Source organism: Streptomyces sp. KR80 (assembly GCF_052245555.1).
Lineage (GTDB): Bacteria > Actinomycetota > Actinomycetes > Streptomycetales > Streptomycetaceae > Streptomyces.
Genome location: NZ_JBQQCD010000002.1, coordinates 104,377 through 120,174 on the forward strand (window position 1 = coordinate 104,377; position 15,798 = coordinate 120,174).

At 70.6% G+C, this 15,798-nt stretch carries 7 protein-coding genes; all 7 read left to right on the top strand.

What is annotated here, in order from left to right:
* Positions 1–27: 27 nt before the first annotated feature.
* The 7 genes from ACTWQI_RS03485 to ACTWQI_RS03515 all read left to right on the top strand — a co-directional run bounded on the left by ACTWQI_RS03485 (position 28) and on the right by ACTWQI_RS03515 (position 15,339).
* Complete coding sequence (locus ACTWQI_RS03485; RefSeq protein WP_443267302.1) at positions 28–6,360, top strand: beta-ketoacyl synthase N-terminal-like domain-containing protein; 6,333 nt, start codon at positions 28–30, stop codon at positions 6,358–6,360.
* Entirely contained in the window at positions 6,353–7,474 is a 1,122-nt protein-coding gene (locus ACTWQI_RS03490) for a DNA alkylation repair protein (RefSeq protein ID WP_443267304.1), read from the top strand. The genes ACTWQI_RS03485 and ACTWQI_RS03490 overlap by 8 nt, the downstream gene beginning before the upstream one ends.
* Complete coding sequence (locus ACTWQI_RS03495; protein ID WP_443267307.1) at positions 7,471–11,358, top strand: aminotransferase class I/II-fold pyridoxal phosphate-dependent enzyme; 3,888 nt, start codon at positions 7,471–7,473, stop codon at positions 11,356–11,358. The genes ACTWQI_RS03490 and ACTWQI_RS03495 overlap by 4 nt, the downstream gene beginning before the upstream one ends.
* Positions 11,359–11,437: 79 nt before the next feature.
* Positions 11,438–11,743: a hypothetical protein gene (locus tag ACTWQI_RS03500; RefSeq protein ID WP_443267309.1), complete on the top strand. Its 306-nt coding sequence runs from the start codon at positions 11,438–11,440 to the stop codon at positions 11,741–11,743.
* Positions 11,743–12,891 carry a class II histone deacetylase gene (locus tag ACTWQI_RS03505; RefSeq protein WP_443267310.1) on the top strand — a complete coding sequence of 383 codons (1,149 nt, stop codon included), beginning with the start codon at positions 11,743–11,745 and terminating at the stop codon, positions 12,889–12,891. Before ACTWQI_RS03500 ends, ACTWQI_RS03505 begins: the two co-directional genes overlap by 1 nt.
* Positions 12,884–13,762: a thioesterase II family protein gene (locus tag ACTWQI_RS03510; RefSeq protein ID WP_443267312.1), complete on the top strand. Its 879-nt coding sequence runs from the start codon at positions 12,884–12,886 to the stop codon at positions 13,760–13,762. Before ACTWQI_RS03505 ends, ACTWQI_RS03510 begins: the two co-directional genes overlap by 8 nt.
* Positions 13,759–15,339: an MFS transporter gene (locus tag ACTWQI_RS03515; RefSeq protein ID WP_443267314.1), complete on the top strand. Its 1,581-nt coding sequence runs from the start codon at positions 13,759–13,761 to the stop codon at positions 15,337–15,339. The genes ACTWQI_RS03510 and ACTWQI_RS03515 overlap by 4 nt, the downstream gene beginning before the upstream one ends.
* Positions 15,340–15,798 lie beyond the last annotated feature (459 nt).

Below are 15,798 nucleotides of genomic sequence, written 5' to 3' on the forward strand. Positions count from 1 at the left end.
ACCAAGGAGCCGACGGAAAGGACTGCTGTGAGCGAGCCCGACAGCCGCATCGCCGTGATCGGCCTGGCGGTACGGCTCCCAGGAGCCGAGGACGTCGTGGACCTGGCCGACATGCTGGGGCGCGACGGGGTCGAGGTCGACGAGGTCCCACCGAGCCGCTGGGCCCGCGATCTGTACCTCGGTGACGGTTCTCATCAAGGTTCCCACCACCGTGGCGCGTTCATACTCGACCCGTTCTCCTTCGACCACGAGGCGTTCGGCATGACCGCCGAGGACGCCGTTCTCCTCGACCCCCAGCAGCGGGTGATGCTGGAGGTCGGCGCGCGAGCCCTGGAGGACTCCGGGTACCTGGCGGCTCGGCGCAGGCTCAATGCCGGCGTGTTCATCGGCGGGCGCATGAACGCGTACGGATTCGACCAGGGGCGGGGCCAGATCCCCGCCGACACGCCGGGTCCCACCGACGGACCCAGGCCCGCGGCCCTGTGGGGACGGTCGCAGAACTTCATGGCGGCCTGGCTGTCCGACCGCTTCAACCTGTCGGGTCCGAGCCTGGTCGTCGACACCGCCTGTTCGTCCTCGCTGTCGGCGGTCTGGCTCGCCTGCCAGAGCCTGGCGGCCGGTGCCTGCGAGCTGGCCGTGGTCGGCGCGGTCGACCTGCTGATCGATCCGCTGACGTTCGTGCTGCTCTCGCGCACCGGAGCCCTCTCCCCCGACGGCCTGTGCCAGACCTTCGACAGCAAGGCCAACGGCTACGTACCGGGGGAAGGAGCCGTCGCCCTCGTGCTGAAGCCGATGACGGCAGCGCTGGCCGACGGCGACGTGATCCTCGGAGCGATCAGTGGGACCGCGGTCAACAACGACGGCCACACCATGGGGGTCACCACACCGAACCTGGAAGCCCAGGTGGAGCTGTTGACCAAGGTGTACGAGAAGGTGGACCCGGCGACCGTCCAGTACGTCGAGGCGCACGGCACCGGCACCGCCATCGGCGACCCGATCGAAGTGCGGGCGCTGACGGAGGTGTTCGGCAGGCTCGGCGTGCCGCGGAACTCGGTGGCGCTCGGCTCCATCAAGCGCCGCATCGGCCACCTGCACTCGGCGTCGGGCCTGGCCGGCCTGGCGAAGGTCATCGTCTCGCTGCGCGAGGACAGCATCCCCGCCCTGGCGGTCGACGCACCCAACCCCCGTCTCAACCTGGCCGACGGCCCCTTCTACCTCCCGGACACCCACCGCCCCTGGCCCGAGGCACCGGTGCGGCGGGCCGCTGTGAGCGGATTCGGCTTCGGCGGCACGAACGCGCACGTCGTGGCCGAGGCCGCGCCCCGCACCCCTTCCGGGCCGGTGCGTGCCGACGGGGCACCCCGGCCGGTCCACGTCCTGCCCCTGTCCGCCGACAGCCCGTACGCACTACGGGAACTGGCCGCGCAGTGGCTGGAGTTCCTGCCGACGGTGGCGGAGCATCTCGGCGACGTGTGCGCCACAGCCCGGCTGGCGCGTCCGCACCGTACCGAGCGGGTGGCCGTCTCCGGGTCCGACGCAGACGAGCTGGCAACCGCCCTCCGTACGTGGCTCCTCCGGGGCGACGGCCCCGCACCCGGCGGGACCCAGAGCCCCCGGACCGCCGTGTCAGTACGTCCCGAGGCAGCCGAGGCCCCACCCGGGTGGCTCCTGGACCTCAACCGCTCCACACCGGCCGTGCACGAGGTCATCGGCCTCTTCGAGACGGCGACCGGAGCGCGACTGGCCGAATTCTCCGGCGAGTTGCTGCGGATTAGCGCGGCGGTCGCCCTCGCGATGGCGCTGCGCGACCTGGGGTTGCCCGAAGACGCGGTAGACCTGCCCCCGGGATGGGAGGCGGTCGGGGACTTCGTACGGGGACGCGTCCCGCTGGAGCAGGCGCTGGCCGACGTGCTCCGGCGCGACAGCGACCCGGCGATCGGCCCCGAAGGTGACGGCGCGGCCGTCGCCGAACGCGACCATGAGGTCTGCGCACGGCTGGCCGGGGCCCGCGGTGAGCCAGAAGTGGCCGCGGTGCTCGCTGGGATCACCGCCGAGCTCTTCCAGGCCGGCCAGGACATCGACTGGGCAGCGTTCCAAGGGGACACGGCGTGGCGCAAGCGACTGCTGCCGTCGGTCCAGCCGCGCGGCCGGGCCCTGGATCTGCGCGAGCCGCTGCGCTCGGCCGAACCCGGGGCGCCCGCGGAGCTCGTCTCGGACGGGGGGACTGGGGGCTACGTCTTCTCCCGGGTGTTCGGACCGGGCGAGGCCCCCATCGCCCAGCACGCCGTGTACCGGAAGATCATGCTTCCGGGTGTGGCGTGGTTCGACTTCCTGCGCGAAGGCGCCGCGCTGCGCGGTGAACCCTTCCATGGGGTGCGGGACGTCCTGTTCCACCGTCCGCTGATCCCCTCCGGAGCGCGCCGAGTGGTGTGCCGGGTCGACGCGGACAGGCGGTTTACGGTGGAGGACGCCAAGAGCCGGGACCTCTTCGCCACCGGTCGGCTCACCACAGAGCCCGCCCCCGAGCCGGTCCCCGTGTCGGTCGCCTCTCTGCTGGACAACTGCGCCGAGGTGCACGCGGGCTCGGGCCTCTACCGGTGGCTGCGACGGATCGGCTACCACCACGGCCGCTACTACCGGAACATCTCCTGGGTGGCCGGCCTGCCGGACGGCGGCACGCTCGCCCGGATCGAAGGCGGGCGCCAGCGGGAGATGAATCCGGACGGCGTGGAGCTGTTCCCGGGGCTGCTCGACAGCGTCACCATCGCCGCGCTCAACCCGGGCAACCCGGTGTTCGGCACCGCGGACGCATCCGCGTTCATCCCGCTCTCGGTGGGCCGGGTGGACGTCTTCGGTCCGCTGGACGACGCCGCCTACGTACGGACGCAGACCGCCTTCTGGAACGACGAAGCCTGCCGCGTCACGCAGACGGTCACCGATGTGACGGGCAGACCGCTGCTCGTCTTCGGTGACATGTCGTCCAAGCGGGTTCCCACGCAGGCGTTCAGCGAGGAGGATGCGGCTGCGTCGCCCGCTGCGGCAGCCTCGCCCGCCCAGACTGCCGCGCCGACCCCGGCTCCCGTGCACGTGGACACCACCGCACCCGCCTCGGGGGCAGCGGAGGTGGCAGCTGCTCCCGCCGCGACGCCCGCCCGGCCGCAGCCGCAGACCCCGGCGCACAGCGGCCAGGCCTCGCCGGCCGCGCGGGTGCTCGCCTGGTTCCTCGAGCTGACGGGCACCTCCGAAGACCACGCCGACACGGAGTTCCTGTCCGCCGGATTCGACTCCGTCGGCCTGGTGACGCTGAGCGAGCGCATCTCCCAGGAGCACGGCCTGTCCCTCTACCCGACGGTCTTCTTCGAGTACCCGACGCCCCGGCAGTTCGCCGATTTCGTCGTGGCCGAAGCACCGGACCTGGTGGACACGCTGGCCTCGCCGGCCGGCCCGGACGCAGACACGTCCGAGGATGCCCCGGCTCCCGAGGCCCCGGTCGCCGAGGGAGACCTCGTCTCCGCAGAAGTCCGGGCTGCCGAGGACGAACTGGCCCCTGCGGACGACCGGGCGCCGGCGGACAGGCCGACCGAGGAGCGGATCACCGCTGTCCCACGACGGTCCGCCACCGCACGCCCGGTCGGCCCCACGGGCGACGAACCCCGCTCGCGCGACATCGCCGTCGTGGGCGCGGCGGTCAGGCTGCCCACCGTACGCACCCTGGCCGACTTCGCGGATTTGCTCACCGAAGGGCGAGACACCGTTCGCCGACTGCCCGAGGACCGCTGGGGCTTGGGGTACGCCCGCTGGCCACGCCGGGGGGACCCCCACTCAGGCGAAGCTCTGGGGGAGGAAGGGCCGGCCCCGTACGCCTCGTTCCTGGACAGCGTTGACGAGTTCGATCCCGCCCCCTTCCGGATCTCGGCCCGGGAGGCCCCCTTGATCGACCCGCAGGCAAGGATCGTGTACGAGACGATCTGGGAAGCCCTTGAGGACGGCGGCCGGCTCGGTGATCGGGCCGAGGGCGGCAACACCGGCCTGTGGATCGCGTACAGCCACGACCACTACCACGAGGAGCGGGCCCGCCACGGTGTCCCTGACGGGCGCGGCCTGGGTCTTGAGGCGATGATCGCGAACCGGCTGTCCTACCTGATGGACTGGCACGGGCCGAGCGGGCTCGTCAACACCCTGTGCTCGTCCTCGCTCGTGGCGGTGCACACCGCACTCCAGCACCTGCGCACGGGTGACATCGACACGGCGGTGATCGGAGCCGTGCACGCCGCCATCAGCCCGGAGTACTTCCGCTCGATGAGCGATCTGATGGCCTTGTCACCACGGCACCGCTGCCGCGCGTTCGACAACACCGCCGACGGCTTCGTACCGGGAGAAGGGGCCGTCGCCGTGGTGCTGCGGCGGTACGACGACGCCCAGCGGGACGGAGACCGGGTCCGAGGCCTGATCAAGGGTGCGGCCGTCAACCACGGCGGACGTACGACCCGATACTCCGCACCGAGCCCCCGCGCGCAACGAGACGTCATCACGGCTGCGTTGCAGGATGCGGGGGTCTCGCCCGAGACGATCCAGCTGGTGGAAGCGCATGGCACGGGGACGAGTCTGGGTGACCCCATCGAGATCGACAGTCTGACCCGCGCCTGGCGCCAGCACACTGACCGTGCCCAGTACTGCGCCATCGGCTCGCTGAAATCCAATGTCGGGCATCTGGAACCGGCCGCGGGCCTGGCCGGGCTGGTCAAGGTCCTGCTGGCGATGGAACACGAGCAGATTCCGCCGACGCTGCATGTCACCCGCCCGAACGACCACATCCACTTCGACGACACACCGTTCTACCTGGCCGACCGGCCCCAACCCTGGCCCCACACCAACCACCCCCGCCGCGCCGCCATCAGCGCCTTCGGCATGGGCGGTGTCAACGCCCACGTCATCATCGAAGAACCACCCGCCACACCCACCCGCACACCCCTGTCCCAAGACAGCCACATCCTGCGCGTCACCGCCGCCGACGAACCCGCCCTGCGCACCCTCGCCGCCACCTACGCCGACCAGCTGGCCGGCACGCCAGAGGATCGGCTGGGGGACTTCGCCTATACGGCCAACACCGGCCTCGCCGCCCAGCGGTACCGCGCGGCGATTCATGGCGCAACCGGCCAGGAGCTGGCCGCCGGGCTGAATGACGTCGCCGCCGGCCATGCCCCCATCACCCGGCAGAGCGGCAAATCCACTCCCACCGCATTCCTGTTCACCGGGCAGGGCTCGCAGTATCCGGGCATGGGCCACGGCCTCTACACCACCGAGCCTCACTTCCGTCAGGCGCTGGACGAGTGCGCCGAACTGCTCGCCCCCCACACCGACATCCCTCTACTGGACCTGCTCTTCGGTGACGCCCAGGACCAGCTCAACCAGACCCAGCACGCACAGATCGCCATCGTCAGCATCCAAGTCGCCCTGGTCCGCTGCCTCCAAGCCGCCGGCATCCAACCCGACGCCGTCGCCGGACACAGCCTCGGTGAACTCACCGCCGCCTGGACCGCCGGCGTCCTCACCCTCCCCGACCTCCTACGCCTGACCGCCCTGCGCGGCCAGCTCATGCAAGCCCAGCCCACCACCGGCGCCATGGCCGTGGTCCATACCGACACCGACACCCTCACCGCTGCCTTGCAGGCCTATCCGGATGTCGAGGTCGCCGCCTACAACACCCCCCACATCCACACCATCACCGGCCCCACCGACGCCGTCACTGGCTTCTGCGAGCAGACCCCCCACCGCACCCAACCCCTGACCGTCAGCCACGCCTTCCACTCCACCGCCATGCAACCGGCCATCGCACCGTTCGCCGAAGCCATGGCCACCACCCCACTCCAACCACCCGCCATCGCCTTCGCCACCACCCTCACCGGCACCTGGCACACCCCCGCCACCACCACCGACCCCCACCACTGGGCCCAAGCCATCCGCCAACCCGTCCACTTCGCCCAAGCCCTCACCACCCTCAACGAAACAAGCCGCCCCCGCACCATCTGGGAGATCGGACCCCACCCCCACCTCACCCCGCTGGCCCGCGCCACCCTCCCCCAACCCCACCCGATCTGGATCACCACCCTCCACCGGGACCACAACGACCAAACCCAGCTCCACACCGCCCTCACCAGCCACCACAACCACACCGGCGCTCCCCTCAACTGGACCAACCTCCACCAGGACAAACACCACCGCACCACCACCATCCCCACCTACCCCTTCAACCGACGGCGGTTCTGGATATCGGCTGGCCCAACTGAGGCCGGGGACGCAGTGAACGCCGCTGACAGCACACGCCCTCCCGAGACGAAAAGGCCCCAGCACCATGGCTAGCGAGTACGGACTGAAGCGACACTTCAACGGTGAGGCCGCGCGTCTCATCGGCGGCCAGATCCGCGCCGTCCACCCCGAGTTCGACGTCGAGGACTACGCGGCCGAGGTCGAAGAGCGCATCCCCGGCAAGGAGCTGAAGGACCGTGTCCTCGTCCTGACCGAGGGTCTGCGCACCCGGCTGCCCGAGGACTACGCCGACGCCGTGGCGATCCTCGTGTCGATCCTCGGCAACGAACTCGCCGAGGGCGAGGGCATGTTCAACACCAGCTGGTTCCTCATGCCGGTCGCCAGGTTCGTCGAGGAGTACGGCCTCGACCACCCTGAGCTGTCCTTGGACGCCATCGAAGAGATCACCAAGCGGCACACGGGCGAGTACGCGATCCGGCCCTTCATCGAGAACCACTCCGCGCTGACGATGAAGCGCATAGCGGAATGGGCCCACAGCTCGAGCCACAACGTGCGGCGCCTGGCGAGCGAGGGAGTCCGCTCACGCCTGCCCTGGGCCCGCACCCTCACCGTCTTCGTGAAGGACCCGCAGCCGGTCCTGGAGATCCTCGAACCCTTGCGCAGCGACCCCTCGGAGTACGTGCGCAAGTCCGTCGCGAACAACCTGAACGACATCTCCAAGGACGCTCCCGAGGTCGCGCTCGCCACCGCGCTGCGGTGGCTGGAGGAGAGCCCCACCCCGGAGACGTCCTGGATCGTGAAGCACGGGCTGCGCACCCTGGTGAAGAAGGGCGATCAGCAGGCCCTGGCCATCTTCGGGGCCACAGGCGGCGAGCATGTCCGCGTGCCCCGCCTGCGGATCACTCCCCAGTCGGTGACCATCGGGGACACACTCGTCATCAGCTTCGACATCGAGAACACCGACGACCGGCTCCACAGCATCGCGGTCGACTACGTGGTCCACCACGTGCGGAAGAACGGCCGCAGCATCCCGAAGGTCTTCAAGCTGACGACCCTCGACCTCGCGCCCGGCGAACAGCGAACCCTGGAGAAGACCCACGCGATCAAGGAAGTGCAGACCCGCCGGTACTACGCAGGCGAGCACCTCGTCGACATTCAGGTGAACGGCCTGGTCAGGGCCACCGAACGATTCGACCTGCGCACATGAGCGGCGTGCGGTTCCACGTCAGCGCCGCCGATCCACTGGTCTCCGACCACCGGGTCGGCGGTACACCGGTCATTCCGGCCGCGACGCAGATCGACGCGATGCTGTCCGCTTGCGACGCCCGACAGCCCGACAGCCGATGGACGTTGGAGAACATCGCCTTCCGCGTACCGCTGCGGGTGGCCGGGTCGGATGTTGAGCTCGAAGTGCTCACGACCGAGGAGGGGCAGTGCTCGGTCCGCTCGCAGCAGGCCGGCGAGGACGGCGTACCGGTCGAACACAGCACGGCCCGCACGTCCGGCAGCCCGCTGCCACCACCCGGCTATCTCGACGTCGCCGGGCTGCGTGCCGGCTGCACGGAGAACGTTCCCCTGTCGGACGTGGCCGCGTGGCGGTACGCGAGCGGCATCACGTACGGGCCGGCGTTCCAGGCGATCCGGTCGGCGTACCGAGGGCCGGGGCGGATGCTGGTGGTGCTGCGGGCGGCCGACGACCTGCACCGGACTCCGTTCGTCCCGCCGCCGCTGCTCGACAGCGTCTTCCAGACCCTGGGCATGCTCGACGACGGAGCGGCTGGGCCGGTTCTGCCCTGGTACGTCGGCCGGATCGTCGCCCGTCGGAGGATCTCGGGCACGGTCCTGGCCCTGGTCGAGCGGGACGAGATACCCGGAGTCCGAGGCGGTGTCGTACGGGGACGGGCCACCGTTTGCAATCAGCAAGGGGAAGTCCTGCTCGAACTGGACCGCATCACCCTCAAGGGCACCGCAGCCGCGGGAGGGGAGGAGAACCGATCAGCCGTCCGGTCGATTGAGACCCTCGCCTGGCGAAAGGCCGACGCGGTCGTAGAACCGCCCGCGTCCGACGGCGCGTTGTTGGTCGTCTCAGCGCACGACCTCCACCCGCCCGGCGACCGGCCCGTCGTACGTCTGACGCCGGCGGAGCTCAACCAGGAGCGCCTCGACACGCTGTTGGGCGAGACCCCCGTTCGTGACGTGGTGTACGTAGCGCCGCGCGGCATGACGAGCGAGGCGCAGGTGACGGAAGGCCTGCAGGGCATCTTCGCGCTGGTGCGCCGGCTCGCGGCGCGTCCCCCGGTGCCGGACCTGCTGATCGTCACGGCCGCAGCCCACCGGGTGACGGGACAGGAGACCGTCGACCCCTTCATGACCGCGCTGTGGGGGCTCGGCCGCACGCTGCGAGTCGAGCATCCCCGCACCACAGTGCGTCTGATCGACCTCGGCCCCGAAGGCCCCGAAGGGCTTGCTGCGCCGCTGTGGGACGCACTCGGGCAATCCCAGCCGGAACTCGCCCGACGCGACGGTTCCTGGCACGAACCCTCGTACGAGCCCTCGCTCGAGCCGCCGCCCGCGACCGCCCGGACCGCCCGATTCCGCGGCGGACGCTTCCTCATCACCGGGGGCATGGGCGGCATCGGCCTCTCGGTCGCGGAGTTCCTGGCTGACGAAGGCTGCGCGCACCTGACCCTGGTGGGCAGGACCGTCCCGGACCGAGGAGAGGCCCGGCAACGGCTCGACCGTCTCGGCGCGCTCTGCGACCTGGACATCGTGGCCGCGGACGTACGCTCCCTCCGCGAGGCGCTCAGCGGCGCCGCGCGCTACGACGGGGTGTTCCACGCCGCCGGCGTGCTGCGGGACGGCCTGGCGCGCACCTTGACGCCGGAGAAGGTGGACGAGGTCCTCGGCCCCAAGATCGGCGGAGTACACGCGCTCGCCGACCTGTTGGCCGGGCACGCCCGGCCGGACTTCGTCGCCGTGTTCTCGTCGGTCTCGGCCGTGCGCGCGAACCTCGGACAGAGCTCGTACGCGGCGGCCAACGCCTACCTGGACGGCTACGCCACCCGCAAACGCGCCGAGGGTGAGCCCTGGTACAGCCTCGGCTGGGGCCTGTGGACCGTCGGCATGGGCGAGGCCGTCGCCCCGAAGGCCGCCGCGCACGGCGTCCCTGCTCTGACGGCGGACGACGGCGTCGCCCTGCTGCGCACGGCCCTCAGCCGTCCCCCCGCGAACTACGTCCTTTCCGCCGCCGCGAAAGCGAAGGATCAACAGATGACCGCTGTGACACCGGAAAGCCGGCTGTGGCCGTCGCTCACCACCGCTTTGAAGAAGATCCTCCACGTCGACGACGTGTCGCCCGAGGACGATCTGCTGGAGATGGGCCTCGACTCGATGATGGCGGTCGAGATGGCCGCGTCCCTCTCCGCCGACGGAGTGGACGTCGACCCGATGGTGTTCTTCGAACACAGCAATGTCGGCGCGCTCCTCGGCCACCTCGAACTGCTGCCGCGCAGCACTCCAGGTGCCTGGCCCGTCGACGGAGGCACCGTCGCCCCGGCCCCCGTTCGGGAGGTGCCCCACGAGGTGCCCGCGGCGGCTGAAGCGGGCGCATCCCGCACACCGGCTCCTCTGCGGCAACCAGGTCCGGCGGAGGGGCCGGCCCCTGCTCCCGGCGGATCCGCGGCCGACTCCTTCGTCCCCGACTGGGACCGCTTCCGGGACGTGGAGCCCGCCCGACCCGCGGCCGGCGCCGCCCCGAGCCGCGCACTGCCGACGGTCACGGCACCCCTGCCCCCGGCGCTCTCCCCGTCGCCGACGACTGCCCAGGCCCCGGCGACACCCCGTACCGCCGGGCGCGTACCGCGACGGACCTTGCCGGGTCGGCTGTCCGACACGCCGCACGGCACCTTCCTCGACCGGCGCATCGACGCCCTGTCGGCAGAGGACCGCCTCGTCGTCGCCAAGGACGAGTACTTCTACGAGCCCGTCATCGAGCAGGCCGAGGGCCCCCGGATCAAGTTCGACGGCCGCTGGTTCCTCAACTTCGCCTCCTACAGCTACCTCGGACTCATCGGGCACGACTACATCGACCACCAGGTCCTGCGCGCCGTGGAGCGGCACGGGACCGGCGCCCACGGCGTACGGCTCCTGGCAGGCACACTGCACCTGCACCGCGAACTGGAGCTGGCGCTCGCCCGCTTCCTCGGGGCCGAGGACGCCATCGTCTTCTCCAGCGGCTACATGGCGAACGTGGCGACCGTGGGCGCACTCGTCGGCCAGGGCGACGTGATCATCGGCGACGTGTACAACCACGCCAGCATCCTCGACGGGTACCGGCTGTCGGGAGCCAAGGTCATCACGTACGCGCACAACGACCTGGCCGACCTGGAACGAGCGCTGCGCAAGGTGGGCGACGCGGGACGGCTCGTGGTGACCGACGCCGTCTTCAGCATGGACGGCGATGTGGCCGATCTACCGGGCATCGTGGAGCTGTGCGAGCGGTACGACGCCCCGCTGATGGTCGACGAGGCGCACAGCCTCGGTGTGCTCGGCGACACCGGGCGCGGCATCACCGAGCACTTCGGCATCGATCCGGCACGTGTCGACGTGAAGATGGGCACGCTGTCCAAGACCGTGCCGAGCGCGGGCGGTTACGTCGCGGGGTCGAGCGACCTCGTCTTCGCTCTGAAGAACAACGCACGCGGCTGGATGTTCTCGGCGGCCGCGACACCGACCCAGGTGGCGGCGGCCAAGGCCGCGATCGAGGTGATGGAGGCCGCCCCGGCGCTCACCCGCGAGCTGCGGGTCAGGACGGCCCGGTACCGCGAGCAGCTGCGCGCCCTGGGCTTCGACACGCTCGCCAGTGAGACTCCGGTGGTGCCGATCATCTGCCGCAGCGCCGACCAGGCCAATGCGATGGCCCGCTTGTGTCAGCTCGACGGGCTGTTCGTACAGCCGATCGTCTATCCGGCGGTGCCGCGGACGCTGCCCCGGCTGCGGACCATCGTCAACCTCAGCCACTCCGACGCCGACCTGGACGTGGCGGTCGCGACGCTGGAGAAGGCCGGCCGCGCCTGCGGCCTCATTTCCTGAGCACGGACCGACGGGGAGCTCCATCGGCCGGACGCCACCGCACACCGACCGATCGCACAAAAACCAAGGGGGAACCAACATGACCGACATCGACACCGAGGCGTTCTTCGGGGCGGTACTGAAGACCATCGCCGCCACGCGCAACCACGGCACCGATCAGGGCGAGTACGCCTCCGGCGTGCTGGAGCCGGCCGCGCGGATACGCGCGTTCGAGGAGGAGGTCGGCGACCGGCGGCTCACCTCCACCGAGGCCGAGGAGGTGCTGGGCCTGCTGGAGGCGACCCTCCGTACCAAGCGCACCCCCGACGAGGAGCGGGAGTACTACCTCCAGTACATCGAGATGGTCTCCGGGATCACCCGCGCCTCGCTGGACGTGTCCGCCTAGTGAGCACCCCGAACCTCGCGTGGTACAGCCACGAGCTCTGCTTCTGGCACGACCCCGGTCCCGGATCGGGGTACGTGCCGGTGGGGCCGGGAGTCGAGCCGCTCCGCCAGTTCGCGGTGGACCCGGACCTCCGGCGGGCCGAGGGGCTGGTCAAGGCGTCGGGCGTGATGGACCGGTTCACCGGCGTCACGCCGGCGCCGGCCTCCGACGAGGACCTGCTGCTCGTGCACGTACCAGAGCACATCGAACGCATCGAGGCGACGTCGGCGATCGGCTCGGGAGACGTCGGCGTCTACGCACACGTCAACTACCACAGCGCGCAGGCCGCGAGGCTCGCCGTAGGGGCCTGCGTGCAAGCCACCACGAGCGTCCTGGAAGGGCGGTTCGACCGGGCCTACTGCCTGGTGCGGCCGCCCGGCCACCACGCGGAGCCCGACCGGGCGATGGCGCTGTGCCTGTACAACAACGTGGCCATCGCCGCCCGGGCGGCGCAACGCCATGGGGTGCACCGGGTGCTGATCCTGGACTGGGACGTGCACCACGGGAACGGCATCCAGCGGGCCTTCTACCAGGACCCCGACGTGCTGTACATCTCCATCCATCAGGAGGGGCTGTTCCCGGCTGCGTCCGGCCTGGTCATGGAGACCGGCGCGGGCACGGGGGCGGGTAGCACGCTCAACGTGCCGCTGCCCGCAGGCACGGGACACGAGGCCTATCTCGCCGTCATCAACCGCATCGTGGAACCCGCGGCACGTGCCTTCGGACCCGGTCTGATCCTGGTGGCGGCGGGCGTCGACGCGAGCGGCCACGATCCGATGGGCCGAATGATGTGCACCAGCCGCACGTTCCACGCCCTGACGTCGATGATGTGCCGCCTCGCGGACGAACTGACGGCGGGAAGGATCGTCTTCGCCCACGAAGGCGGTTACTCGGCGTGGTACCAACCGATGCTGGTGCTGGGCATAGCGAGCGCGATCGCCGGCCTTCCGGCCCCTCAGGACCCGTTCCTGCACTCGCTGGACCACCTTCCGGGCCAACGCCTGCAGCGCCACCAGAGCCGGGTGATCGAGCACCTGACGGCCCACCACCCGCTGCTGGCCCACCGGCCATCTGCTGTCGGCCCGAGGGCGGGAGCAGACGATGAGTAACTGGTTGATGAAGGTGGGGGCCGGTGCGCGCCGGGAACCCGGGGCCGGGCCGTGGAACGCGGCACGGCCACGCCCCCGCCCCCAGCGCCGCGTCGTGGCGCTCCCGCATGCCGGAGGGTGGCCTTCCGCCTTCCGGTCCTGGTGGCAGGTGCTGCCTGAGGACGTCGAGTTCCTCGTCGCTCAGTTGCCGGGACGCGGCGCGCGCATCAACGAGCCGCCGTTGACCCGCGTCGAGCCCATGGTCGAGTCCCTCGGGCGTGCCCTGGCGGATCTGGAGCCGCTGCCGTACGCGGTCATCGGGCACAGCTTCGGCAGCGTGCTGGGATACGAACTCACCAGAGCGATGGAACAGAAGGGCCTCGCGCCCACCCTGCTGGCCGTTTCGGCGCGCCAGCCCCCGTGTTTCCCCAGCGAGCCGCCGTTCGCCCACCTCAGGAGCGACGCGGAGCTACTGGAGCATCTGATGGACATCGGTGGCATGTCTCCCGGGCTGATGAACCGGGCCGACCTCGTCCAGCCGTCCCTGCGCGCGATCCGTGCCGACCTGGAAGCGATGGAACGGTACGAGCGGCCGCTGTCGGGCACCGGTGTCCCCATCCTGGCGCTCGGCGCGGTGGACGACCCGGTCGTCGTCGTCGAGCGGCTGCACCTGTGGTCACTGGAGACGTCGGGCGATTTCAGCCGACTGACGTTCACCGGTGGCCATTTCTACCTGTACGCACCCCCCAACGCGGCGGCCATCGCCAACCAGCTGATGGTCCGCCTCGATGGCGATGGCCCTTCGGCCGAGCGCAGCGCCACTCCCGTACCCCCTCGCCTGATGACCGTTTCGGGCGGCGATTCGACGCATCTCAGAAAGGAACCAGCTTGAGTACCATCACCGATTCCCCTTCCCAGGCCGGACCGCGCGAGTGGCTGGGCCTCGCCGTGCTGGCGCTGCCCACGCTGCTGCTGTCCATCGATGTGAGCGTGCTGCACCTGGCCGTACCGCACATCAGTGAGGGCCTGAACCCCTCCGCCTCCGAGATGCTGTGGATCATCGACATCTACGGCTTCCTGCTCGCGGGCTTCCTGGTGACCATGGGCACGATCGGCGACCGCATCGGCCGCCGGAAGCTGCTGCTGATCGGCTCCGCAGCCTTCGGCGTCGCCTCGGTGGCCGCCGCTTACGCCGACGACCCGGCCACGCTGATAGCGACGCGGGCGGCGCTGGGCATCGCCGGCGCCACGTTGATGCCCTCCACCCTCGCCCTGATCAGCAATATGTTCCGCGATCCGAGGCAGCGCGGGGTGGCGATCGCCATCTGGGTCACCATGTTCTCCGTAGGCATCGCGCTCGGCCCGGTGGTCGGCGGTGCCCTGCTGGAGTTCTTCTGGTGGGGTTCGGTCTTCCTGCTCGGCGTGCCCATCATGGCGCTGCTGCTGGTGGCCGGGCCGATGCTGCTGCCGGAGCACCGCGACGAGGAGGCCGGCCGACTCGACCTGACCAGTGTGGCGCTGTCCCTCGCCGCGATCCTGCCGGTGATCTACGGGTTGAAGGAGATCGCCAAGGACGGGGTGTCCCTGCTGCCCGTCGGGGCGCTCGCCGTGGGCCTGCTCGTCGGTGTGGTGTTCGTCCGCCGGCAGCGCACACTGGACAGCCCGCTGCTGGACTTCGGCCTCTTCGGCAACCCCACGTTCCGCACCGCGCTGGTGACGATGCTGCTCAGCATGGTGGTGGCGGGTGGCACGTACCTGTTCGTGACGCAGTACCTGCAGCTCGTCGGCGGGCTGTCCCCCATGAAGGCCGGCCTGTACCTGCTGCCTGCGGCCTTCGCACTGATCGTGACGTCCATCCTGTCCCCGATGGCGGCGAGCAAGATCCGTCCGGCGTACGTCGTCGCCGTCGGCCTGGGCGTGTCGGCGCTCGGCCACGTCATGCTGAGCCTGGCGGACAGCTCCTCGGGGATCGCGCAGGTGGTGACCGGCTTCGCGTTCGTGTTCGCCGGTGGTGGACCGCTCATCGCCCTGGGGACCGACATCGTGGTCGGATCGGCTCCGCCCGAGCAGGCCGGGTCCGCTTCGGCCATCTCGGAGACCAGCACCGAGCTCGGCATGGCGCTCGGGGTTGCCACGCTCGGTAGCGTCGGGACCGCCGTGTACCGCAGTGGGGTGGAGATCCCCGCAGGGGTTCCGGACGGCGCCGGCACGTCCGCCGGTGACACCCTCGCGGGGGCGCTCGAGACAGCGCAGGGCCTGTCTTCGGAGGTGGCGGCGGCACTCGTCGACTCCGCCCGGGCGGCGTTCACCGACGGCATGAACGTCATCGGCGGCATCGGGGCGCTCCTGGCGCTCGGCACCGCCGTCCTCGTGGCGGTGGTGATCAAGATTCCCGCCACGGGAGCCGGTGAGGACTCCGTCGACGGCGCCGTCCCGGCCGTCAATGCCGAGGGGCAGCCCGCCTCTTAGCCAAGGCAAGCCGTCCACCCATGCGGTCCCGCGCGTCGCGGTGCCACGTCGCCGAGGTGCGGCCCGCACACCGTGCGGGCCGCATGGGCCCTGCGTGACCGCGCCGCGGTGCCACTAGCTTTCGGGCCGGTGCGTGGAGGCGGTGGCGTACTCGGCCGTGGGGGCGATGGGCGTGATGATGTCGATCAGTACGCCGTCGGGGGCGGGCAGCCGACGGAACGCCTCTGATAGAAGCTGGTCACGGCAGAAGGCTTCATCACATCACCGTTCTGAGGCAGACGTACCGTCGACTCGAACGCAGGCGGCGTTCCCGTATCAACGAGGCACGCGTCTGTGCATCGCGTCTGACGGCCCGTCGGGGGCGCGCCCGGACGCGAAGCGGTGCCGCTTGGGGTCGACGCCGGAGCGGCTGCCTGACCGCAGGACCGTGGGTGGTCTGCACGGCGAGGCGGTCGTTGG

Coding starts and splice junctions, on each gene's coding strand:
- ACTWQI_RS03500 (WP_443267309.1), top strand. CDS start 11,438: ATGACCGACATCGACACCGAGGCGTTCTTCGGGGCGGTACTGAAGACC.
- ACTWQI_RS03495 (WP_443267307.1), top strand. CDS start 7,471: ATGAGCGGCGTGCGGTTCCACGTCAGCGCCGCCGATCCACTGGTCTCC.
- ACTWQI_RS03490 (WP_443267304.1), top strand. CDS start 6,353: ATGGCTAGCGAGTACGGACTGAAGCGACACTTCAACGGTGAGGCCGCG.
- ACTWQI_RS03510 (WP_443267312.1), top strand. CDS start 12,884: ATGAGTAACTGGTTGATGAAGGTGGGGGCCGGTGCGCGCCGGGAACCC.